The following is a 21,551-nucleotide window of genomic DNA, read 5'->3' as shown; positions in this document are numbered from 1 at the left end:
GCTTCAGACCAATTCTTCACTTTTTTTCTTCTTTATCTTCACTCCTCAAACAGCGGCGTGGAGAAGTACCTCTCCGCCGTATCCGGCAGCACTGTGACCACCGTCTTCCCTTCCCCGAGCTTCTTCGCCAGTTTCAGAGCCGCCGCCACATTCGTGCCGGACGAGATCCCGCACATGATTCCTTCTTTTGCAGCCAGGTCGCGGGATGTCTGGATCGCTTCCTCATCCGTAACGATGCAGATATCATCATAGATCTCTGTGTTCAGGATCGCAGGGATCAGGCCGTCGCCGATCCCCATCTGCAGATGGGTCCCGATCGAACCGCCGGAGAGGATCGCCGCGTGCTCCGGCTCCACTGCCCATATCTCGATCTGCGGGTTCTTTTCTCTGAGCACTTCACCGATGCCGGTGATCGTCCCGCCAGTCCCGATGCCGGAGCAGAATCCGTCGATCGGACAGTCTGCCTGTTCCAGGATCTCGACCGCGGTCCGGCTTCTGTGCACTGCCGGGTTCGCCGGATTTTCAAACTGCTGCGGCACGAATACCCTGGGATCCTCCTTTGCCATCTTAAGCGCTGTATTCAGGCACTCTTCGATGCAGGCCCCGATATTTCCCGCGTCATGGATCAGGATCACTTCCGCGCCATAATGTTTCATCAGCTTCCTGCGCTCCTCGCTGACGGAATCCGGCATGATGATCCGGGTCTTATAACCGCGCACCGCGCCCACCAGCGCCAGCCCGATCCCCTGATTGCCGCTGGTAGGCTCTACGATGATCGTATCCTCATGGATCAGTCCTTTTTCCTCCGCATCGCGGATCATATTGTATGCGGTCCTTGTCTTTATGGAGCCTCCCACATTCAGTCCCTCGAATTTCACGAGGATCTGGGCGCTCCCCTTCTCCGCCATGCGCTCCAGACGGATCAGAGGTGTATTTCCCATTGCTTCAAGAATATTATTATAGATCACTTTCGGTCACTTGCCTTTCTGAAAATGTTTATTTCCAACATGCTGCAACAGTTCAGCTCATCGGACTGCCCGCTCGAAAAATCATGCGCGCATGATTTTCTCTCCTGAGCAGCCCGATGGCTGAACTATTATATTATATGACGCTTTTCGGAACTGCTCAACAGCTTTCTGTCCTTATTCCCGCGCATTTTATTCCTGTTCCAGCAGGGCAAGGATATCTTCTCTGCTCATCCCTGCCAGCTGGCCCGTCTCGCCGCCGATGATCTGATCCGCCAGATCCTGCTTTGTTTCCTGGAGCTTCTGGATCTTTTCTTCGATCGTATTTTTCGCGATCAACTTGTATACTGTGACTTTCTTTGTCTGCCCGATGCGGTGTGCACGGTCCGTTGCCTGATTCTGCACTGCCTGGTTCCACCATGGATCATAGTGGATGACCACGTCCGCCCCGGTCAGGTTCAGTCCTACTCCGCCGGCTTTGAGAGAGATGAAGAATACAGGGACAGAGCCACTGTTGTACTCTTTCACCAGACGGAGCCTTTCTTCTTTCGGGGTGCTCCCTGTGATCACATAATACTGGATTTCCTCTTTATCCAGCTCTTTTTCCAGGATCTCCAGCATACTTGTGAACTGCGAGAACACGAGCATCCTGTGTCCACCGTCGATGGCGCTTAAGATCAGCTGCACGCATGCGTCGACCTTGGCCGAACCCCCTCTGTAATTTTCAAAACAGAGGGACGGAGCGCAGCAGATCTGGCGGAGGCGTGTCAGCTCCGCCAGCACCTGGAAACGGTTTTTATTGAAATCTTCTTCCGCCTGTCCCGCGAGCGTCTCGCGCATATGGACCACCTGGGCATCGTACAGATTTTTCTGTTCACCGTCAAAACGCACATACCGTGTCTCTTCCAGTTTTTCCGGCAGGTCGCTGAGTACGTTTTCCTTCAGCCTGCGCAGGATAAAAGGCCCTGTCATCTTCTGCAGCCGCTTCATCACATCCTCGTCCTGGTTTTTCACGATCGGCGTCTCGATCTCTCTGCGGAATGTCTCATATCCATACAGAAATCCCGGCATGAGATAATCAAAGATACTCCAAAGCTCACTGAGCCGGTTTTCGATCGGCGTTCCGGTCAGCGCGAAACGATGCCTGCTCTTTATGACCTTCACAGCTTTCGCTGCTGCCGTTGTATGGTTTTTAATGTACTGCGCCTCATCAATGACCTCGCAGCGGAATTCCTTTCCCTCATAAAAAGGAATATCTCTGCGCAGAGTGTCATAGGAAGTCACGAGCACGTCATATTCTCCATACCGTTCGATCTTTTCCCGCCGCTCCTCCTGATTCCCCGCGATCACCGCTGCGCGAAGCTCCGGCGCATATTTCCGGATTTCTTCCTCCCAGTTATATACAAGGGCGGCAGGCGCTGCCACAAGGGTGGTCCCTGTCCGTCCCTCTAGCTTTGCAGACAGCAGGAGAGCGATGATCTGAAGCGTCTTTCCCAGTCCCATGTCATCCGCCAGGATCCCCCCGAGGTTCCATTCTTCCAGTGTACGCAGCCATTTAAAGCCGTCCTTCTGATAATTCCGGAGGATATCAGAGAGGCTCGACGGCTCCTCGAAATCCGAATCGTCGATGGTCTTAAACTCTTTGACCATCTCCCGGAAATGGGAGTCCCTTTTGCTGTACACTTCGTCATTTTCGGCGAGCATACGGTCCAGATACAGTGCCCGGTACAGCGGGATATGCATTTTCCCTTTTATCATATCCGCCGGTTTCAGGGAAAGCGCCTCTGTAAGCTCATCCACTGTCCCTACGGCAGCATCGTCCAGCCCAACGAAACTCCCGTCCTTCAACCTGTGATACCGCTTTTTCATCCGATAGCTCTGCAGGATGTCCAGCAGCTCCTTCTGATCCAGCCCGTCCGCCGAGATTTCCAGCTCCAACAGCCCTTCGGACACAGACACTCCGACCCGCGGTTTTACCCGGCGGATCACCCGGCGGCTGCGAAAGCTGTCCGTACATCTCACTTCACCCATCTGAAGGAGCTGCTCCACCCCTTCTGTCATCGCCCGGTAAACCTGCTCTTCATCCCGGCCGGTAGATAAGGCGTCTCTCTCTTCATCCACATACGGCATCCAGTCCAACGCCCTGTTCAGGATCCTTCCTTCTCCCACTGCATCCCGGTAAGGTTCTTTTATCGTTTTCTGCGCCAGCGTCTCCACAAGTGAGAACTCCCTTTGTCCATACTCTGCAAAGATCCGGCAGAACACCTCGCCTTCATCCGCATCCAGATAAAACGTAAATCTCGCCTCCGGGGTCAGGTACTGACGGATCCTCTCCCGGGAGTGCTCGTTGATCCTGGCGATCTCTTCCAAGCGTGGAAGTACATTATAATAAAATGTATTCAGATAATTCCTGCCCACCCGGAAGGCGACATGCCCATTTTCTTCCTGCTCTGCGAGCGCGCCCAGCTTCTCGGAAAATCCCGGATCCGTACGGTTCATGTAACCGCCTTCAATATAATAATCCGCATTCAGGCCGGAATACAGCCGGGGCATGGCGATATCCACATCAATGCCGTGGAAATCTTTTCCCCCGTCAAGCTTTGCCTCCGAAATCTCCACATTGACCTTCGGATTCTGCTCCCTCATCTTCAGCGGTACATATTTTTTCTTCCCTCTTCCGCCTGCGTCATACTCAACTGATCCCGCTTTGGAAGCTGTATCAAAAAACGCGTCCAGTCTCCAGCCATACAGATCAAGGTCCCTGGAAGCTTTTCTTCTCGATCCATAGTAATACCAGTCAGCTTCCGTCCGCTCCACTGCCTGCCCGTTTTCCTTTTCCACCCGCATGATAAAATCAACCCACTGTTTTGCTTCTTCGGTAAAGTTCGGGCGGGCAAGGTTGAATACTGTGTTTTTCCCATAAGTCTCGTCCGCGCAGTTCCGTACATTGTCACAAAACTCTTCCAGATTTTTTATCACAAACATCTTACTGTTTCCGACACGGAAGGACACCTCAAGCCCCTGCTGCGCTGCGGAAACCCTTGCCTCAAGCTGCAGTTTCCCGCCGTCCATGTCTCCGTCCCCGCGGTCTTCCCGGACTCCCTCTCCGCCGAACGCATCCAGCACATACCAGCCTTTTGCATCCGTTGCGTCTGTGACCTCATAGTTCTGCAGGTACAGTTCCAGCGCATCCATGGCAGCGGCGGAATACTGGCATACGGATTTCTCTCCTCCGCTGTAAAAGCCATAATATCTCCTGGTACACTGCGGGCATCCGCAGCGGGAATCCATAACCTCTGTGCGCGTAAAACGGATAATCTGCGGGATCTCCGTATTCCTGTCCGTCACGGTTGTAAAAAACTCGCCGAAAGCTTCTCCGTGCTCCCGGTCAAATCCCGCCCGTACTTTCGTGATCTTCACCGCACCCTGCTGGAAAAGCCTTCTCCCATTTCTCAGCGCATCCGCAGGGAACCGGACAGAGTCCCGGATCTTTGTGATATCAAAATACCGATAATGCTCCAGGTCGATGATACTGAACTCATTTTGCTCTGTCTCTTCCTGTTCCGCACCGTCCTCCCACGGCTCCCCGAGAAGCGTATATCTGCTGTCCTTCTCTTCTTCCGCCTTCCGCATCTGTTCCCGGCGTTCCCGCTCGAGCCGCTCCTGCTCCTGGGCCAGCCGTTCTCTTTCTTCTTCCTCCCTGCGCGCATCCGCCAGGCGGCGTGCTTCCTCTTCCAGCCTTCTACGTTCTTCTCTCCGCGCTTTCTCTGCGGCTTCTTTCTCCGCTTTCGCCCGTTTCTGTCCCTCTTCCCGGGCGGCTTCCTCTGCCGCCGCGCGCTTTCTGGCTTCCTCCAGCTGCTGTTTCTCGATCTCACGCTGCTTCTTTATTTCTTTTCTCTTTTCCCTGGCGAGGCGCCGGCGTTCTTTCTCCTCGTCCTCTTTCTGCTCCTTCTTTTCCTGCCGTTTTTTCTCGTCTTCTATCACGTAGAGCAGTGCCGCCATATGTGCGCAGAACTGCCGCCCTTTTGCCACAGGACAGTCACATTTCCCCCGTTTCGGCCTGCCATCCTGCATCGTTATGGATACCTCATGCCGCTTGTGTCCCAATACAGCCGCAGTGTATTTTTCCCCGTCTGTCTTTAATTCTGTCACACGGTGCTCCTTATATTTCATTTTCCCCTTTTCCAGGGCTGTCTGCTGAAACATTTTTTCCCAGGCGTACATGACCGGTATCCCTCTTTATCTTTCCGTAATCTCTGCTTTTAGTATGCTCTTCCCCAATATACCATGTGCTTCGCCGGTTTGCCGCAGCACACGCACACATCGGAGAGGTGCTCTTCTTCCATGGGGATGCATCTGGATGTCACGCCGCCTGTCTGGGCTTTGATCTCATCCTCGCATGCTTCCTCTCCGCACCACATTGCCTTCACAAATCCTTTCTTATTCTGGACAGCATCTTTCATCTCGTCCATCGTCGTCGCTGAACTGATGTGGTCGTCCAGGAATGCCTTTGCCTTTGCATACAGGTCTTTCTGGATCGTCTCAAGGATCTCACCCAGCTTTGTCGTGATCTCATCGATCGCTACGACGATCTTCTCTCTCGTATCGCGGCGCACGACTACGACCTGTCCATTCTCGATATCTTTCGGTCCGATCTCGATACGCGCCGGGATACCGAGCATCTCCTGCTCGCTGAACTTCCACCCCGGGCTCTTCTCGGAATCATCGATCTTCGCGCGGTAGCCTGCTGCCTTCAGCGCGTCAAGCAGCTCATTCGCTTTGTCAAGTACGCCTTCTTTGTGCTGCGCGATCGGGATCACTCTCACCTGTACCGGCGCGATCCTCGGCGGGAGCACCAGACCACTGTCATCGCCGTGTACCATGATGATCGCCCCGATGATCCTTGTGGACAGCCCCCATGAAGTCTCATACACGCTGTGCAGCTCATTGTTCTTATCCGCATATTTGATATTGAACGCATCCGGGAACGCGTTTCCGAAGAAGTGGCTTGTCGCAGACTGGAGCGCCTGCCCGTCATGCATCAGCGCTTCGATCGTATAAGTATCCTGCGCTCCCGCGAACTTCTCGCTCTCAGTCTTCCTTCCGGCAACGACCGGGATCGCCAGGTCTTCCTCAACAAAACTCTTGTACACTTCCCACATCATCTTTGTGCGCTCTTCCGCCTCTTCATAAGTAGCGTGGATCGTATGCCCCTCCTGCCACAGGAACTCCCTGGAACGCAGGAACGGTCTTGTCGTCTTCTCCCAGCGGAGCACGGAACACCACTGGTTCCATACCTTCGGCAGGTCGCGGTAGGACTGCACGGTCTTGCTCCACACATCGCAGAACAGCGTCTCAGATGTGGGCCGGATGCAGAATCTCTCCTGGAGCTGCTCCATACCGCCGTGTGTCACCCACGCCACTTCCGGCGCAAAGCCCTCGATATGATCCTTCTCCTTCTGGAGCAGGCTCTCCGGGATCAGCACCGGAAGATACACATTCTCCACACCTGTATCTTTAAAACGCTTATCCAGGTCCGCCTGGATATTCTCCCACAGCGCATAGCCGTTGGGCAGGTAGTTCAGACATCCCTTTACCCCTGAATAATCACAGAGTTTTGCCTCGCGCACAACGTCTGTATACCACTGCGCGAAGTCCTCATCCCTGGAAGTGATCGACTGTACCAGTTTCTTTTCCTTTGCCATCTTCTCTTCTCCTTTTTTCTGTAAAATAAAACGCCGGGACATCCTCTGTCCCTGTCATAAAACAAGGGACCGGATTTCCCGGCGGTACCACCCTAATTAACTGCGCCTGCATTTTCCTTTTCATCTGACAGCCGGTCAGCCGCATCCGAAAAGCCGCATGCGCGGTTCGCTCTTTTGCCCTTAACGCAGGCCTGCGCTGCATTTTCATGCAGAAGCTCCCGGGCCGGTTCTATATGTTCCTGCTCAAGGCTCGCACCACCCGCCTTCTCTCTGGGGCATTCCTTCATATATACTGATCCCGTTCATCGCTGTCCGTAACTGTGATTTTAGCGAATTCAGGATGGATTGTCAACCCGAATCATATCCATCAGTGTATTCATCTGCAGAGTATGGTAATTTTCACTGATCTTGTGCACTAAATACCCGCACACTTCTTCACCGAATTCTGTTTCCATCCTCAGATCTCTTTTCATCGCCTTCGGGGACAGATGCTGCCTGATATAATATCCAATCAAACCATCCAGTACCCGGGCTGTATTATAAAGGGAATCCTGTGTCTCAAAACCCAATTCATCATAGGCATTCGCAAATTGCCGGTCAAAATATACGATTGCATTGTCAAACAGATAATCAATGACTTTCTTTGCCTTTTTTTCATCACTGCTCTGCATTTTTCTCAGTTCTGAAACCTCAAAGAAAATTTCCAGCGAACTTATCACATCCTCAAGCAGCCACGAACTGTCGTCTGCCATATAGGTTTTAAAAACACTTTCCGTCTGTTTTGCATCTTTCTTATAAGTTTCCCTTGCTACAGAAAAAAGTTCATTAAAAGCACGGACCAGTTCCTTGTTTTCAGGCGGTGTATCATTCTTTTGTTCTTCCCGTACTGTCTGCGCCCAATTATCGTCAATTTCTTTCAGTTGCTCAAATTTTTCTATCAATAAATTCATAGGCACTCTCCCGCATCACTAAACATCCGCATAAAATTTTTTTCATCCGTCCACTTCTTATCCAATCTGTCAATATCCGGTTTCCGTCTGTAATTTGCATACAAAGGAAATGTCTCTTCCTGTTCTTTTTCCCTTATAATCTTCCAGGCCGCAACGCTGAAACTGTCCGGGTCAACGTCCCACTCTTCATCGATATCCGGCCGGACGTCCTTTAAATATTTGCGTCCGGCATTTGTCAGATTATAGAAGCAGCATCTTCCGCTTTCGATTTTTTCCACACAATCTGCATCTCTTAACACATTGAGCAGATCACTGAGCGTACTTCCCGCGATTCCCAGATTCTTTTTCAGTTCTTTGTGCTGAACATGTGCGTGTCTGTATAGATATACCAAAACTTTTCTTGCTTTTACATATCGTTTTTCAATCAATATGATCTGGTCTGCGAACTCCCTTTTTTGCTCTTCAGCCTGTAAAAGCTTATGAAATACATTATATGTCTGAACCAGCTTAGCAGATATTACGATTGACTGATCCGCATAGTTTCTCAGTTCATTTGTCAATGTTTTTCTCAAACTGCGCTGTTCCTGAAGCAGCCGGTTGATTTCTCCAAAATCATGTTCAAAATATGCCTGAAAATATGTATTTGTACTTTCCACCAATAGTTTTTGAAAAGCACCCAGCACAGCATTGCTCATCGGCTCACTGCCATATTTTATGCTTTTTTCTAATTCTGCAATAAATTTCCTTTCTTCTCTCATGGCTCTCCCGTCTTTACGCTGTCTCTGTTCAATGGAATCTCAGCATAATAAATACAATTTTTACAATTTTCTCTGCCACACTTTGTTTTCCCCTCAAAAATCCGTTCAAATGAATTCGGGTTAAACTGCTCACACTGCTTACTCAACGTTGTGACCAGGCCTATAATTTCAAAATTTCTGTCTTTATCTGTCTCATGCGCTGCGGAACAAGTATTGCACCACACCAGGTTACAGCTCTGTTTGAAAAAAGCTTCAGCCAAAGTTTTAAAATGAAAACTCCCGGTTGAAAAGGACGGGGTACACACAAGTGTCGGCCGTATATTTTTCATGATCCTCTCCTGGTTTTCTTCATCAAGATAATCATAACAGATTATTATGCATATCCTTCCAAGCCCTTCCACATGTATGACATTCAAAATATTGTTTTTATCCCTGTCGCGGTTAATATCCTCATAAACCGGACCACCCTCTGTATCATATTTATAATCACAGCGCTTGTGCTGCTCAAACAAAACTTCGTCTCCATTCAGGATCATATAACTCTTATTTGTATTAGCCAGATCGTTTTCTGTTTTCTCCCACACAGACGGAAAAACAATCAGGGCTGGTACATTTGTCTTCCAGTCACTTTCCAGTGCTTCCATCACCTTACACAGCATTTCCTCCGTACCCAGCATTTCAGGAAACACAAGGATATCTGTCTCCTTCGCCCCGGCAATATGAATATTTTCGATCACCTGATCCGTAATCAGTTTTTCACTCAGAACCCTTTCCACGCGGAACATCTTTTGAGGTATCCCTGTCCTTCCGTTGACTCCTTCATAAGGAGCACTGAATTCAACCGATTTTTCCCGGGTTATGGGAGAAACCGCGATTTTCAGACTGGTTTTTCTGCTTCTCATCACATAGGCCCGGTCCAATATATAATTTCTAAGTCTCATTCCATCCAGTCTGTTCCGATCGATGTAGTAAAAATTTTGAAGCAACCCATTCAGGCCTTTACCCGGCTGACGCATTTCCCATCTGCATCCCACTTTTCTCAAAATTATAATACCGGTATCATGATAATTATCATTCAGCGCATCACACACCTCAATATCATCCTCAAATCCGATCATCTGATCATAGCAATCTCCAATCCCCCGATCCATATAATAGAGGAGCAGGTGCAGCATCGCGATATTATCCTGGGCAAGCACCTGCGATACAGCCATAGAAAAATCCTCTCCAATATCACTTATCATAAGGCTTCCCGCCGTTCTGTTGTCCCTGATCAATTTGGGAAAAAAACTAATTAACTCAAAATAAATCTGATGATTTTTATCACCTAACAGACTCGCAAAATCTTTTTCACGAAATATTTCTTTATCTTCGATCCGCCGGATTATCGCTGCCATCTGGTCAAAATATCCTGCCAGTTGATTTATCATGGGTACCCCTTTCTGCGCCCTCATTATATCATGCAGCCTATAACTATTCAACATAATCGTTCGGGATTATTCGGCAGCATAATATAAAAAGGGACAAACTTTCCCTGCCTGTCTCCGAGAAAGTTTGCCACCACATGATCATACTAACATATTCTATGAAAATGCTCAAGAATATACCGTCTTTATCCTTGCATCTGCAGCAGCTTATTTTTCAGCTCCGTCTCCATATTCCTGAGTTCCGTCTCCGCTGCCGCTCTCTTCTCCCTGCCCTCTCTCTGGATGTTCATCACCTCGTCCAGCGTCGAGATCAGGGATTCATTCGTCGCTTTCAGCGCCTCCATATCCACAATGCCCCGCTCAGACGCCTTCACAGTCTCTACGGTCGCCATCTTCAGCTTCTCGGCATTTTTCTTCAGCAGTTCATTCGTCATGTCCGTCACCTGACGCTGCGCCTCCGCAGCCTGCGCAGAGTGCTCCACCCCAAGGGCGAGCACCATCTGGCTCTTCCACAGCGGGATCGTATTCACGATCGTTGACTGGATCTTCTCCACCATCTGCGTATCGTTGTTCTGCACGAGCCGGATCTGCGGAGCGGTCTGGATCGAGATCATCCTGGTCAGCTCCAGGTCATGGATCTTCTTCTCAAACCGCAGGCACATGGACTCCAGGTCCCGGGCTGCCTGCGCGTCCTCGGGCAGGCCGGACATCTGCGCTTTCTGCGTGAGCTGCGCAAGCTGAGTGCCCCTGACTTCCGCCAGCTTCTTTTTCCCTGCCAGGATATACATGGAGAGTTCTTTAAAGTAGGTCAGGTTCAGCTCATACATCTTATCCAGCAGAGCCGTATCCTTCATAAGCTGTACCTGATGTTTCTCCAGCGCCTTGACGATCTCATTTACATTTTCCTCTGCCTTCGCGTACTTCGTCTTCATGGACTCGATCTTGTTCGACGCTTTCTTAAAGAATCCGAGGAATCCCTTTTCCTCTTCCTCATCAAAGCTCTTAAGCTCTGTCACAACACCCGAGAGCAGGTCTCCTACTTCTCCCAGGTCCTTTGACCTGACATTCTCGAGGGCAGACTCTGAGAAATCCGCCATCTTCTTCTGCGTTCCCGCCCCGTACTGGAGCACCAGCGCGGAATTTGTAAGGTCGATCTGCTGCGCGAACGAATCCACCATCCTGCGCTCTTCCTCTGTCAGCACGCTGTCATCCAGCGCCGGTTCTTCCTGCTGCGCCACAGGCGGCTTTTTCTGCTCCTGTGCCTGGAACGGATCCAGTGTCAGCGTCGGTGTTGTGCTCATGTCCTGAAATTCATTGCCCATCTGCCTGTCCTCCATCTTTCTGTTATCGTTGTTCTTTTTCCCTCTGCTCTATATACAACACGTTTTCCCACATTTCTATGCGTTATCTCTTCCTGCCTGTCTTCAGCCCGTCCTCTGTCAGCCCTTCCTGGGCAAGCATGGTATTCAGAACGGAAATATCTGATGACAGATCCCACGCCGTATCCTGGAACAGCTCGTCCAGGAGCTTTTCAAAAGCTGTGTTGAGCGTGTCCAGCGTTTTCTCGATCTCCTGCTTGGACGAAATGATATTCTCGCCCTGCACAGGCTGCGCGTCCAGTTCCTCATAGGCTTCCAGGAGCTTGATCGTGGTGGGGAGATAGTATTCCATCAGCTTCCGTATATCGTCCACAGTATCCGGCTTCTGCTCCACCCGGTCAAAGATACGGTCCACCAGCGTCTCCATCCTGGAAATCTTCGCCGAGATTTCCTCGCCCGGTATCGCGTCATTTGCCTCACGGATCTTTCTCACATATTCATCGCCCGCCTCAATCACCTTCTGCACTTCCGGGGAAAGCCTGGAATACTCCTCTTCCCTCTTCCTTGCGGCAGCTTCCCGCTCCGCCTTTTCCCTGCGTGTGCGCTCCATAAGTTCCGTATACTGGCGGTAAGCCCCATCACTGACCATCAGGCAGGATTCCTGTTCATCCATATGTCCCTGGCAGAACCATCCCTTTTCGATCATCTTCCTCAGATCTTTTATGACTTTTTTCAGCGGACGCCCTGCTTTCTGCGACAGTTCTTTGATATCACAGTATTCCCGATTCCCGATAAATCCCACATATTTGCGGAAACGGCTGACGCTGCCCGCCATCCTCGTCCCGGTCACAGCCATCACGAGGAATATGGCTGTAAACACAGCGAAGGCCCCTGCCCCGATCTGCAGCACCAGATCCCATCCTGCCGCCAGAGCGCCGATCGCAAGAAGGAGCAGGAAGACCAGGGATGCCGCGCCGAATACATACCCTGTCACAGCCAGAAAGATCCCGCCGATCTTCACGGAAGTCCCTTTCAGGAACAACGGACGCTGCCTGGTCTGTGCCGGACCGCCATATGCAGGGCCGCTCTCTCCCATCGGGCCGCTCTGCCCCATCTGTCCCCCCTGTCCCTGAAACTGCCTGTTCCCGGACTGGTTTTTCTGATTCCCCATGCCTGACGGGGCCTCCCGGTACCATCCGCCGTTTTTCAGGCCGCGGGACACATTGTCCACAGCCCGTCCCACCGTATCCGAAACCGTCTGATTTAATCTGCGGAAATCCCCGGAATCGACCGCATCCTGTATCGTCCTGCGGATCTCATCACCGAACCGCTCCCAGTCATTATTTATCATACCCAGCCTCCCTGAAATCACTTGACCGTTCATTACTTTTATATGATAATCAGTTTAGCCAGAAGACCCGGAAAAGTCAAGAAACGGCATGTTAAAATACTGCTGAAAAGGCAGCTGCTCAGCCCGGCGGCTGAACGGTTCCCTAAAATGATCTTAAGAAGGAGGATTTTATGAGACACGATATCCACTCTCTCATTATATATGAAGATCCGCACATCATCGTCTGCCGCAAGCCCGCGGGGATCCCGACACAGACCGCCCGCATCGGCACTTCCGACATGGAAAGCATGCTGAAGAACTATTTATCCGGCGGATATCTCGCTGTGATCCACCGCCTGGACCAGCCGGTGGAAGGGCTCCTCGTCTTCGCGAAAACACCAAGAGCAGCAAAAGAATTAAACCGGCAGCTTACCGCCGCCGGCTTTGGGAAATATTACCGCGCCCTCGTCTCCGGCATCCCCGATCCGTCCGAGGGCACCTTGGAAGACTATCTTGTAAAGGACGCACGCACCAACGCCTCACGGGTCTGCACCAAAAATACTCCCGGCGCAAAAGCCGCCAGGCTTCATTACCGGACTGAAAAAATATACCGGGACACTTCCCCTGTCACCTCTCTTGTGGAGATCCATCTGGACACCGGGCGGCATCACCAGATCCGGGTGCAGATGGCGCATCTGGGATGCCCGCTCGTGGGAGACCGGAAATACGGCGCAGTCCAATCCTGCCGCACAACCCCCGGCAAAGACATCCCCCCGGCATCCACACCCCCGGCATCACAGACACCGGAAGGTCCTCTCAGGCTCTGCGCATACCGGCTGGAGTTCCTGCATCCCGTGAGCGGGGAGAAAATGACATTTATGCTGGAGGAAAATCCGTGGTAAGATCTGAGTCTGCCAGGTTTTCCCCGCTCAGCAGTTCTTCTGCGATCTGGAGATCTGTCCAGTCAGGATGCAGCATGAGCGCTTCTGTCACCGCCTCGGCCGCCGCGCAGGGGATCTCTAATAAATCCGCTATCTCAGCAGCTCCCATCCCTCTGGATACTTTTCTGCGTATGATACCGATCAGCCGGCTCTCGCCTTCCGCTCTTCCTTCTGCTCTGCCTTCCGCTTTTCCTTCCGCTCTTCCCCGCCTTAAACCTTCATCTCTTATCAGTCTGTCTCGTTCTTCCATCTTCATATAACTCACTCCAATCTCCTCACTCATTTTGATCTGGTGAATCTTTTTATGCAGATGTTTCAAACGCTCATCACAGTCTTCCGGCACATTCTCGTCGCTGCTCTTTTCCACGTAATGCAAAAAATCGATCAGCGCCCTGTCTACTCTGTCTTCATTTTTCCCCTTCGTATTCAGGATGATCTTGCTGCATTCGTCTCCCATGACCAGATCCGGGAGCTCTTTGCACCGGTTGTCAAATGTATATCGGTACAGCCCATATCCATAAAGGTCGAACCCACATAGAAATCCATCCGGATCCCCCGGTTCCCCGGAAGATTGCGGATCACCTTCTGTCCTTCTTTCCAGGCAATGTTACGGATCCTGATGCCCAGTGACAGTTCGATAATGATCCTGCATGTTTCCAGATCCCCGGTGGCAGCATCAAACAGGAAATCATCCATCAGGTTCAGCTTCTGCAGGGGAGCAAGGATACTCTCAGCATCATACATCTGCATATTCAGTTTTGTTTTTTCTTCCATAAGCTTTTCTCCTTTGATTATAGTATTTTTGCTTTTGATTTACAATAAATAAACAGCTCCTGCTCCTCACTCCTTTCCTTTGCAGTTCACATCGTACGCCTGTGAATAACTGGCTGAACCAGCCTTGAAATAAAATGAAATTGAAACAGATAATTTGATCCCCATGACCGGGATCAGGTGGACTTAATCATAGCATATCCGGGCAGAAAAAACTATGGGCAGTTTTATTCAAACCACCCATAGCAATTTTGTGCATTCTGCAACCCTGTCACATTTTATTATTTCGTCTGTATCATACCAGAGAAATCCGATCCGGCTTTACAGATCCTGATCTATTCCTCTCGTCTTTTTCGGATGACTGCCGCGCCGCACAGGACTCCTGCCAGCATCATCGCTATCGCCGATGTGCTTCCAGATCGATCACCAGGACTGCAAAGGAGCTGCCGCCGCCTTTTGCAGCCGGCTCATATCTGTGAAATCCGCAGAGGAATTCCAGTCCTGTCTGGAGGCGTCTTTAAAAGAGCTGTGGAAAACCGCTTCCCACCACACAGGCAGCACCACTCTGTGCGCAAAGATTGCCCAGTATCTTGAGATCAACCTCAGGGAACAGATCTCCCTGACCGCACTCGCCCAGCGCTTCGGGTACACACCATCCTACCTCAACCGGATCTTCAAGAAAGAGTATGGGACCTCCCCGCTCCAGTACCTTACTGACCTGAGGATTTCCCGCGCGAAAGAACTCCTGCTCAGGCACCCGGACATCAGTATCAAAACAGTCGCTTCCAATGTCGGGTACGAAGACTCCCGGTATTTCAGCCGCATCTTCAAAAACGAGACCGGGATGACACCATCCGCATGGACCGAGCAGGAAAAATCTGGATTTGCGGGGGAGCCTTCCTTGTGAATATGACGTCCGAAAACCGTCGGTTTGTTGCAGGATGTTTTCGCGGCGGACGGGGATATGGGTTCATCCGATCGGAAGGTCCCCGCAGGCAAATGCAGGATTTCGAAAGGTGGGTGAGAGGGGAGCTTCGCTTCTCTTGTGATAAGTTTCTGCTGGCAAAAGGAGATTTATCTTTTGGCGGAGAGGTTTTCCTTGTTGTATGCTTGTTTGTGTGTTTCTGCCGGCTGGGAAAGGGTTTTCTTTGGCCGGGAGAGCTCCCTTTTCGTTACATTTTTAAACGCTGCATTTGCTGGGGACCTTCCGGCTTGAGTAAACCAGAAAACAGCGAAGCGCCTTTTTCGAAAACCTTTCAGCACGGGTGTGTGGGTGTCTGAGGTGACTGCGGAGGGGCTTGAAAAAACTTGAAATCCGGGACTATGCGTTGAGATCAGCAGGGGGCTTGTCTGAGCCAAAGGCGAGTTGCTCCCTGCTGATTTCTGCTTTTAGCATAGTCCCGGATTTCTTAGTTTTTGCTGCCACGGAGCCCCGGAGCCGAAGCCACCCACACACCCGTGCTGAATACGTCTTCGGTACACACGCTTCGGTGTTTTCGGACGTTTGACTCTACTGAAGGCTCCCCCACAAATACAGATTTACATCTCATCGACCACTGCCGCTTCCTCTTCTTCCTCCATCGCTTCCTCATATCTGTTGAGGATGGTCGTCTGGATCCGCTCTCTTGTCGCTGAATTGATGGGGTGGGCGATGTCGCGGTATTCGCCATCCAGTGATTTCTTGCTGGGCATGGCGATGAACATTCCTTTTTCTCCCTCTATGACTTTTATGTCATGCACTACGAATTCGTCATCGATCGTGATCGATACGACTGCCTTTAATTTCCCCTCTTTTGCTACTTTACGTACACGTACATCTGTGATCTGCATACTCTCAGTTCTCCTTTCTCATGTGCATCCCTGAACCTGTCCCGATCAGCTGCCGCTGTTACTTAACATCCGATCCCTGCGCTGACAGGCATCATCAGCCTTACTTCATCCCCCGTAAGTCTATAAAGCATATCTTTCATTTTTTTCCACTACTACTTTGACACCATTTTCTCCGACGTGCCTTGTGTTCGCCCTGATCGTGTCACGGCTCTCGACGATACAGTTCTCAATGTACGTATTGTCTCCGAGATACACATCATTGAGGATGATGGAATTTTTGATCACACAGTTATTTCCGACAAAGACTTTCTTGAAGATCACAGAATTCTCAACCGTGCCGTTGATGATGCTCCCGCTCCCCACAAGGCTGTTCTTTACGATCGCGCCCGGGTTGTATTTTGCCGGCGGCTGGTCGCTCACCTTGGAGTAGACCGCCGGGAGTTCTCTGAAAAAGTAGTTCCTCACTTCCGGCTTCAGGAAGTCCATGTTCGTCTGGTAATATGCATCCACTGTTGAAATGTTGCTCCAGTAGCTGCTTATCTTGTATCCGTATATTTTCTTCAGATTCTTATAACGGATCAGGACATCATTTACAAAGTCATGCCGTTCCTCTTCCGCACAGTGCTCGATCAGGTCGATGAGCTGTCTCCTGCGGATCACGTAGATCCCCGTGGAAACGGTCTGCGAATGCGCCACCATGGGCTTTTCCTCGAACTCTTCGATCCGGCAGCTCTCGTTCATGCGGATCGTGCCGAACCTGGTCGCGTCTTCATCCGGCCCCAGCTCCTTGCATACCACTGTGATATCCGCTTTCTTCGCGATGTGGTATTCCAGGACCTTATTGTAATCCATCTTGTACACTGCGTCGCCGGATGTGATGATCACATACGGTTCATGGCATTTCCTCAGGAAATCGAGATTCTGGTAGATCGCATCCGCCGTGCCCCTGTACCAGTAGCCGTTATCAGCAGTGATCGTAGGGGTAAATACAAACAGGCCTCCCTGCTTCCTTCCGAAATCCCACCATTTGGAAGAGTTCAGATGTTCATTTAATGATCTTGCATTATACTGCGTCAGCACCGCGACTTTCTGGATATGAGAATTCGTCATATTGCTCAGCGCGAAGTCGATCGCCCGATAGCTCCCTGCGATGGGCATTGCCGCAACCGCCCTCTTCGCGGTCAGTTCATGCATCTTACGGTTATTTCCGCCCGCCAGGATAATCCCTACTGCTCTCATACTCTGTCACCTGCCTTTATCAATGTCTCGCCGCTCTCCAGCACTCCGTTGTCATAATCCTCGATGGATGTCACTCCGCTTATCGCGGTGTTCTTCCCGATCTGGACTCCCGGCGGGATCACGGAATTCTCTCCGATCGTCGCCAGGCCGCCGCTGTAGATATTCGGCTTCATCTTGTTCGGTACTTCGCTTCCGATACCGATGACAGCGCCGTTTCCGATCACTGTGTCCTCTGCGATGATCGCTTTCTCGATCACACAGTTTTCTCCGATCGTGACTCCCTGCATGATAATGGAGTCGCGCACCACGCTTCCCTTTCCGACCGTGATGCCGCTGCCCAGGACAGAGCTGTGTACTTCACCGTAGATCTCGGACCCATTGCTGATGATACAGCGGTCCACAACACCCTGCTCTGAAATATACTGGGGCGGGATGCTCGCGCTGTTCGTGTAGATCTTCCAGAATTCTTCATAGAGGTTAAACTCCGGGATGATATCGATCAGCTCCATGTTCGCTTCCCAGTAGGAACTCAGCGTACCCACGTCTTTCCAGTATCCGTTGTATTCGTATGCGAACAGCCTGTCCCCTTTTCCGTGGCAGTATGGGATGATATGTTTCCCGAAGTCACAGTTGGGCTGGTCTTTCAGCTTGATCAGCGCATCCCTGAGCACGGGCCAGCTGAAGATGTAGATCCCCATGGACGCCAGATTGCTGCTCGGTTTCTCCGGCTTTTCCTCAAATTCCTTGATCCGGTTCTCGCTGTCTGTCACAACGATACCGAACCTGCTCGCCTCCTCGATCGGCACAGGCATTGCCGCGATCGTGACGTCCGCCTTGTTTGCCTTGTGAAAATCGAGCATGACTTCGTAATCCATCTTATAGATATGATCCCCTGAAAGGATCAGCACGTAATCCGGGTTGTATGTCTCCATATAGTTCAGATTCTGATAGATCGCATTCGCCGTCCCTGTGTACCACTCGCTGTTCGAGCTCTTTTCATACGGCGGCAGGATAGATACTCCTCCGACGTTTCTGTCCAGATCCCACGGGATACCGATCCCGATGTGCGTGTTCAGGCGAAGCGGCTGATACTGAGTCAGCACGCCCACAGTGTCGATTCCCGAATTGATACAGTTACTCAGCGGGAAATCAATGATCCGATACTTGCCGCCAAATGCAACGGCAGGCTTAGCAACTTTTGCTGTAAGGACCCCCAGTCGACTGCCCTGTCCGCCCGCCAGCAGCATGGCAATCATTTCCTTTTTGAACATTGCGTCACCTCATTTCTAGTTAGATGTAAACATTATACCATATTTTCATTTTTATCCAATAATAATTTACAATTTTTTCTTATTTTTTTCAAACTTTTTATTGATTTTGCATAAAAAGAACTGCTTTTAATTTTTATCATATATAGTATAATATAGAAGACTGAGATAAATTATGACAGAAAATCCAAAGTTCAGAAAATAAAGAGAAGAGGAATCCACATGTATAAGATCGATTTTAACCATCCGATGCATATCCATTTCATCGGTATCGGGGGCATCAGCATGAGCGGCCTTGCCGAGATCCTGCTCAAAGAAGGGTTCACAGTGTCCGGCTCTGACACAAAGGAATCCCCGCTGACTAAGAAGCTGGAATCAGAGGGCGCCCATATCGCCTATGGACAGTGCGCTGAGAATATCACTCCCGGCATCGGCTGTGTTGTCTATACCGCGGCGATCAACCGGAGCAACCCGGAACTGATCGAAGCTGTCGCACAGAAGATCCCCATGCTGACCCGCGCGGAGCTCCTGGGGCAGCTCATGAAAAATTACGACACCCCCATCGCGGTGTCCGGCACCCACGGGAAGACAACTACCACTTCCATGATCTCCCACATCCTTCTCGAGGCAGATATGGACCCGACCATTTCCGTGGGCGGCATCCTGAAAGCGATCGGCGGGAATATCCGTGTGGGAAGTTCCGGCACTTTTATCACAGAAGCATGCGAATACACGAACAGCTTCCTTCATTTCTTCCCGAAGATCAGCGTGATCTTAAATATAGAAGAAGACCATCTGGATTTCTTTAAGGATCTGGAAGACATCCGGCATTCCTTCCATCAGTTCGCCGCACTCCTGCCGGACGACGGCACGCTTGTCATCAACGGGGATATCAAAGATTATCCCGAGATATACAGAGGGCTCTCCTGCAATGTCGTGACGTACGGCTCTTCCAGTGATTTTGATTACAGCGCGGACAATATCACTTACGATGAGAACGGCCATGTATCCTTTGACCTGATCCTGCACGGGGAAAAGACGGATCACATCTGCCTCTCCGTGACCGGGGACCACAATGTGTCAAATGCGCTCTCCGCCATCGCTGTGGCAGACCTGCTCGACATCCCCATGGCAGTCACAAAGAAGGGCCTGCTTTCCTTTACGGGGACAGACCGCCGCTTTGAGTATAAAGGCGAGTTTAACGGTGTGACCGTGGTGGACGATTACGCGCACCATCCGACCGAGATCGAAGCCACCCTGAAGGCTGCCCAGCATTCCCCGCACAACAGCGTGTGGTGCGTGTTCCAGCCTCATACTTACACCCGCACAAAAGCGTTCTTCCATGAATTTGCCGAGGCGCTCTCCCATGCGGACCACCTGGTCCTGGCTGACATCTATGCGGCGCGTGAGACAGACACACTGGGGATCTCTTCCGCTGACCTTGCGAAGGAGACAGCAAAGCTCGGTACAGATACGCATTATTACCCGAGTTTCGAAGAGATCGAGGCCTTTTTGAAAGAGAACTGCCGCCCCGGAGACCTGCTTATCACCATGGGCGCAGGCGATGTGGTGACAGTCGGGGAAGACCTGCTCCGCCAGGACGCCTGACAGTCATTTATACCGCAGTGCGCGCGGTCTCCGGAAGTTATCCACACTTTCTACACATAGTTATCTACAAAAAACCGGGAGTTACCCACGAAAAAATACTTTTAGCCCCGGCGATAAGATGATATATTATTCATGACAGAAGGAAATACAGGGAGTTTGTTTCCTGAAAGTAAAAGGGGAAAGCGGGACAGGACCGCTTTCCATTTTACACTCTGTGGATCTTATATTTTACAAAAGCGAATGAAGAAAGCGGGACGGGATCTTATGAAGACTTTGACACTAAAAAATAAATTTCAGACAAATGCGACACTGCTGCCAAATGATTTCATCGATAACTATATGGTCGATGCAAACGGTGAATTTGTGAAGGTATATCTTTTCCTTCTCCGGCATCTTGACGATCCGTGCTCGTCACTGACGCTCACGATGATCGCAGACTGCCTGAACAATACGGAGGCAGATGTCCTGCGCGCGTTCCGCTACTGGGAGAAAAAAGGTCTCCTGCGCACAGAGCGGGATGCGGACGGGAAGATCAACGCACTTGAGCTGCAGAAAATGTCTCTCTCAGGCGGGAACACATCCCCCGCACCGGGGACAGGCATGCCCGCCCGGGCAGTTCCGTCTGCCTCTGCATCTTCCACTGCGGCAGCGGTTCCGGCCGCCTCTGCGGCGGCGCTCTCCACAGCCTCTCAGGCGGAGTCCGCGGCCGTCTCCCAGGCAGCGCCGTCTGCGGACGCTGCTTCAGCACCGCTTTGCGCATCAAGGACTTCGAAAGCAGTGCCCATCGACAGTTTCCGCGCCCAGAAGGAGATCAAGTCTCTCCTGTTTATCGCGGAGCAGTACCTGGGCAAAACACTGACCCATACAGAGATGGAGACGATCACTTATTTTTATGATACTCTCCATATGTCCGCGGACCTGATCGAATATCTGATCGAGTCCTGCGTGGAGAACGGGCATAAGAGTATGCACTATATCCGCAAAGTTGCCTTTTCATGGGTGGAGGAAGGCATTGAGACTGTCTCCCAGGCAAAGGAACAGTCCGCCCTCTATAATAAGAACTGCTACACCGTGCTCAATGCATTCGGCATCAAGAACCGGGGGCCGGCGTCTTCCGAGCTTACATATATCAGGAAATGGGCGGATGACTATGCTTTTTCTCCGGATATCATCGCCGAGGCATGCCGGCGCACGATCACTGCCACTCATCAGCCCAGCTTTGAATATGCGGACTCTATCCTTACAAAATGGCACGAAAAAAATATCCGCCATCTGAAAGATATCTCTGCTTTGGATGATGAGTACCAGAAAGAGCGCTCCGCAGGCAGGACTGCCGCAAGATCCCGGGCTGCCACAAGGAACCTGAACAACTTCGAACGGCGCAGCTATGATATGGAATCCCTTGAGGAGCAGTTATTGAACAGTAATTAGAAGGAGTCT

The 21,551-nt window shown here is 51.0% G+C and carries 17 protein-coding genes and 1 other annotated feature; of the genes, 4 read left to right on the top strand and 13 right to left on the bottom strand.

Annotated elements, in window-relative coordinates; translation table 11 throughout:
* Window positions 1-38 precede the first annotated feature (38 nt).
* The 8 genes from cysK to B5G27_RS09165 all read right to left on the bottom strand — a co-directional run bounded on the left by cysK (window position 39) and on the right by B5G27_RS09165 (window position 12,475).
* On the bottom strand, window positions 39-968 hold the full coding sequence (cysK, locus tag B5G27_RS09205) for a cysteine synthase A (protein WP_087178613.1): 930 nt from the start codon (window positions 966-968) through the stop codon (window positions 39-41).
* Between the two features lie 189 nt (window positions 969-1,157).
* Window positions 1,158-5,189 (bottom strand): DEAD/DEAH box helicase, encoded by a 4,032-nt coding sequence (locus B5G27_RS09200; RefSeq protein ID WP_087178612.1) that lies wholly within the window; start codon window positions 5,187-5,189, stop codon window positions 1,158-1,160.
* A gap of 38 nt (window positions 5,190-5,227) precedes the next feature.
* On the bottom strand, window positions 5,228-6,670 hold the full coding sequence (gene proS / locus B5G27_RS09195) for a proline--tRNA ligase (protein ID WP_087178729.1): 1,443 nt from the start codon (window positions 6,668-6,670) through the stop codon (window positions 5,228-5,230).
* Window positions 6,671-6,731: 61 nt separating this feature from the next.
* Window positions 6,732-6,985, bottom strand: a binding site (T-box leader).
* Window positions 6,986-7,005: 20 nt separating this feature from the next.
* Complete coding sequence (locus B5G27_RS09185) at window positions 7,006-7,620, bottom strand: hypothetical protein (RefSeq protein WP_087178610.1); 615 nt, start codon at window positions 7,618-7,620, stop codon at window positions 7,006-7,008.
* On the bottom strand, window positions 7,617-8,378 hold the full coding sequence (locus B5G27_RS09180) for a MarR family winged helix-turn-helix transcriptional regulator (RefSeq protein WP_087178609.1): 762 nt from the start codon (window positions 8,376-8,378) through the stop codon (window positions 7,617-7,619). Before B5G27_RS09180 ends, B5G27_RS09185 begins: the two co-directional genes overlap by 4 nt.
* Window positions 8,375-9,622 carry a hypothetical protein gene (locus B5G27_RS09175; RefSeq protein ID WP_143449680.1) on the bottom strand — a complete coding sequence of 416 codons (1,248 nt, stop codon included), beginning with the start codon at window positions 9,620-9,622 and terminating at the stop codon, window positions 8,375-8,377. Before B5G27_RS09175 ends, B5G27_RS09180 begins: the two co-directional genes overlap by 4 nt.
* Window positions 9,623-9,990: 368 nt before the next feature.
* Window positions 9,991-11,127, bottom strand: a complete 1,137-nt coding sequence (locus tag B5G27_RS09170; protein WP_087178607.1) for a toxic anion resistance protein — start codon at window positions 11,125-11,127, stop codon at window positions 9,991-9,993.
* An 82-nt stretch (window positions 11,128-11,209) separates the two neighbouring features.
* The gene (locus tag B5G27_RS09165) at window positions 11,210-12,475 is read right to left on the bottom strand and encodes a 5-bromo-4-chloroindolyl phosphate hydrolysis family protein (RefSeq protein ID WP_087178606.1); all 1,266 of its coding nucleotides are present in this window, start codon (window positions 12,473-12,475) and stop codon (window positions 11,210-11,212) included.
* Between the two features lie 170 nt (window positions 12,476-12,645).
* Between B5G27_RS09165 and B5G27_RS09160 the strand changes: the two genes are divergently transcribed.
* Window positions 12,646-13,356 carry an RluA family pseudouridine synthase gene (locus B5G27_RS09160; protein ID WP_087178605.1) on the top strand — a complete coding sequence of 237 codons (711 nt, stop codon included), beginning with the start codon at window positions 12,646-12,648 and terminating at the stop codon, window positions 13,354-13,356.
* Here B5G27_RS09160 and B5G27_RS09155 read toward each other — a convergent pair.
* A complete protein-coding gene (locus B5G27_RS09155) occupies window positions 13,331-13,852 on the bottom strand; it encodes a hypothetical protein (RefSeq protein ID WP_087178604.1) in 522 nt (173 codons plus the stop codon). The two genes, B5G27_RS09160 and B5G27_RS09155, sit on opposite strands and share 26 nt — an antisense overlap.
* Window positions 13,822-14,169 (bottom strand): hypothetical protein, encoded by a 348-nt coding sequence (locus B5G27_RS09150; protein ID WP_143449671.1) that lies wholly within the window; start codon window positions 14,167-14,169, stop codon window positions 13,822-13,824. Before B5G27_RS09150 ends, B5G27_RS09155 begins: the two co-directional genes overlap by 31 nt.
* Before the next feature lie 472 nt (window positions 14,170-14,641).
* On the opposite strand from B5G27_RS09150, the gene B5G27_RS09145 reads away from it, so the two are divergent.
* The gene (locus tag B5G27_RS09145) at window positions 14,642-15,073 is read left to right on the top strand and encodes a helix-turn-helix transcriptional regulator (RefSeq protein ID WP_162611226.1); all 432 of its coding nucleotides are present in this window, start codon (window positions 14,642-14,644) and stop codon (window positions 15,071-15,073) included.
* Window positions 15,074-15,705: 632 nt separating this feature from the next.
* Here B5G27_RS09145 and spoVG read toward each other — a convergent pair.
* The 3 genes from spoVG to B5G27_RS09130 form a co-directional block, all read right to left on the bottom strand.
* The gene (gene spoVG, locus B5G27_RS09140; protein WP_087178602.1) at window positions 15,706-15,996 is read right to left on the bottom strand and encodes a septation regulator SpoVG; all 291 of its coding nucleotides are present in this window, start codon (window positions 15,994-15,996) and stop codon (window positions 15,706-15,708) included.
* A gap of 120 nt (window positions 15,997-16,116) precedes the next feature.
* The gene (gene glgD / locus B5G27_RS09135; RefSeq protein WP_087178601.1) at window positions 16,117-17,235 is read right to left on the bottom strand and encodes a glucose-1-phosphate adenylyltransferase subunit GlgD; all 1,119 of its coding nucleotides are present in this window, start codon (window positions 17,233-17,235) and stop codon (window positions 16,117-16,119) included.
* Window positions 17,232-18,506, bottom strand: coding sequence for a glucose-1-phosphate adenylyltransferase (locus B5G27_RS09130; protein ID WP_087178600.1), 1,275 nt, complete (start codon window positions 18,504-18,506; stop codon window positions 17,232-17,234). Before B5G27_RS09130 ends, glgD begins: the two co-directional genes overlap by 4 nt.
* A 219-nt stretch (window positions 18,507-18,725) precedes the next feature.
* Here B5G27_RS09130 and murC point away from each other — a divergent pair, with 219 nt between their 5' ends.
* Both murC and B5G27_RS09120 read left to right on the top strand, forming a co-directional pair.
* The gene (murC, locus tag B5G27_RS09125) at window positions 18,726-20,111 is read left to right on the top strand and encodes a UDP-N-acetylmuramate--L-alanine ligase (protein ID WP_087178599.1); all 1,386 of its coding nucleotides are present in this window, start codon (window positions 18,726-18,728) and stop codon (window positions 20,109-20,111) included.
* A gap of 264 nt (window positions 20,112-20,375) precedes the next feature.
* A complete protein-coding gene (locus tag B5G27_RS09120) occupies window positions 20,376-21,542 on the top strand; it encodes a DnaD domain protein (RefSeq protein WP_087178728.1) in 1,167 nt (388 codons plus the stop codon).
* The last annotated feature ends 9 nt before the right edge of the window (window positions 21,543-21,551 follow it).

The organism is Lachnoclostridium sp. An76 (assembly GCF_002161355.1).
Lineage (GTDB): Bacteria > Bacillota > Clostridia > Lachnospirales > Lachnospiraceae > Mediterraneibacter > Mediterraneibacter caccavium.
The sequence above is the reverse complement of the archived record's forward strand: the minus strand, read 5'-3'. Positions and strand labels throughout refer to the sequence as shown.

What these genes read in the sequence shown, in the direction of transcription:
- B5G27_RS09200 (WP_087178612.1), bottom strand. Translation starts at nt 5,189, where the DNA reads ATGTACGCCTGGGAAAAAATGTTTCAGCAGACAGCCCTGGAAAAGGGG.
- proS (WP_087178729.1), bottom strand. Translation starts at nt 6,670, where the DNA reads ATGGCAAAGGAAAAGAAACTGGTACAGTCGATCACTTCCAGGGATGAG.
- B5G27_RS09185 (WP_087178610.1), bottom strand. Translation starts at nt 7,620, where the DNA reads ATGAATTTATTGATAGAAAAATTTGAGCAACTGAAAGAAATTGACGAT.
- B5G27_RS09180 (WP_087178609.1), bottom strand. Translation starts at nt 8,378, where the DNA reads ATGAGAGAAGAAAGGAAATTTATTGCAGAATTAGAAAAAAGCATAAAA.
- B5G27_RS09175 (WP_143449680.1), bottom strand. Translation starts at nt 9,622, where the DNA reads ATGATAAGTGATATTGGAGAGGATTTTTCTATGGCTGTATCGCAGGTG.
- B5G27_RS09170 (WP_087178607.1), bottom strand. Translation starts at nt 11,127, where the DNA reads ATGGGCAATGAATTTCAGGACATGAGCACAACACCGACGCTGACACTG.
- B5G27_RS09165 (WP_087178606.1), bottom strand. Translation starts at nt 12,475, where the DNA reads ATGATAAATAATGACTGGGAGCGGTTCGGTGATGAGATCCGCAGGACG.
- B5G27_RS09160 (WP_087178605.1), top strand. Translation starts at nt 12,646, where the DNA reads ATGAGACACGATATCCACTCTCTCATTATATATGAAGATCCGCACATC.
- B5G27_RS09155 (WP_087178604.1), bottom strand. Translation starts at nt 13,852, where the DNA reads ATGGGAGACGAATGCAGCAAGATCATCCTGAATACGAAGGGGAAAAAT.
- B5G27_RS09150 (WP_143449671.1), bottom strand. Translation starts at nt 14,169, where the DNA reads ATGGAAGAAAAAACAAAACTGAATATGCAGATGTATGATGCTGAGAGT.
- spoVG (WP_087178602.1), bottom strand. Translation starts at nt 15,996, where the DNA reads ATGCAGATCACAGATGTACGTGTACGTAAAGTAGCAAAAGAGGGGAAA.
- glgD (WP_087178601.1), bottom strand. Translation starts at nt 17,235, where the DNA reads ATGAGAGCAGTAGGGATTATCCTGGCGGGCGGAAATAACCGTAAGATG.
- B5G27_RS09130 (WP_087178600.1), bottom strand. Translation starts at nt 18,506, where the DNA reads ATGTTCAAAAAGGAAATGATTGCCATGCTGCTGGCGGGCGGACAGGGC.
- murC (WP_087178599.1), top strand. Translation starts at nt 18,726, where the DNA reads ATGTATAAGATCGATTTTAACCATCCGATGCATATCCATTTCATCGGT.
- B5G27_RS09120 (WP_087178728.1), top strand. Translation starts at nt 20,376, where the DNA reads ATGAAGACTTTGACACTAAAAAATAAATTTCAGACAAATGCGACACTG.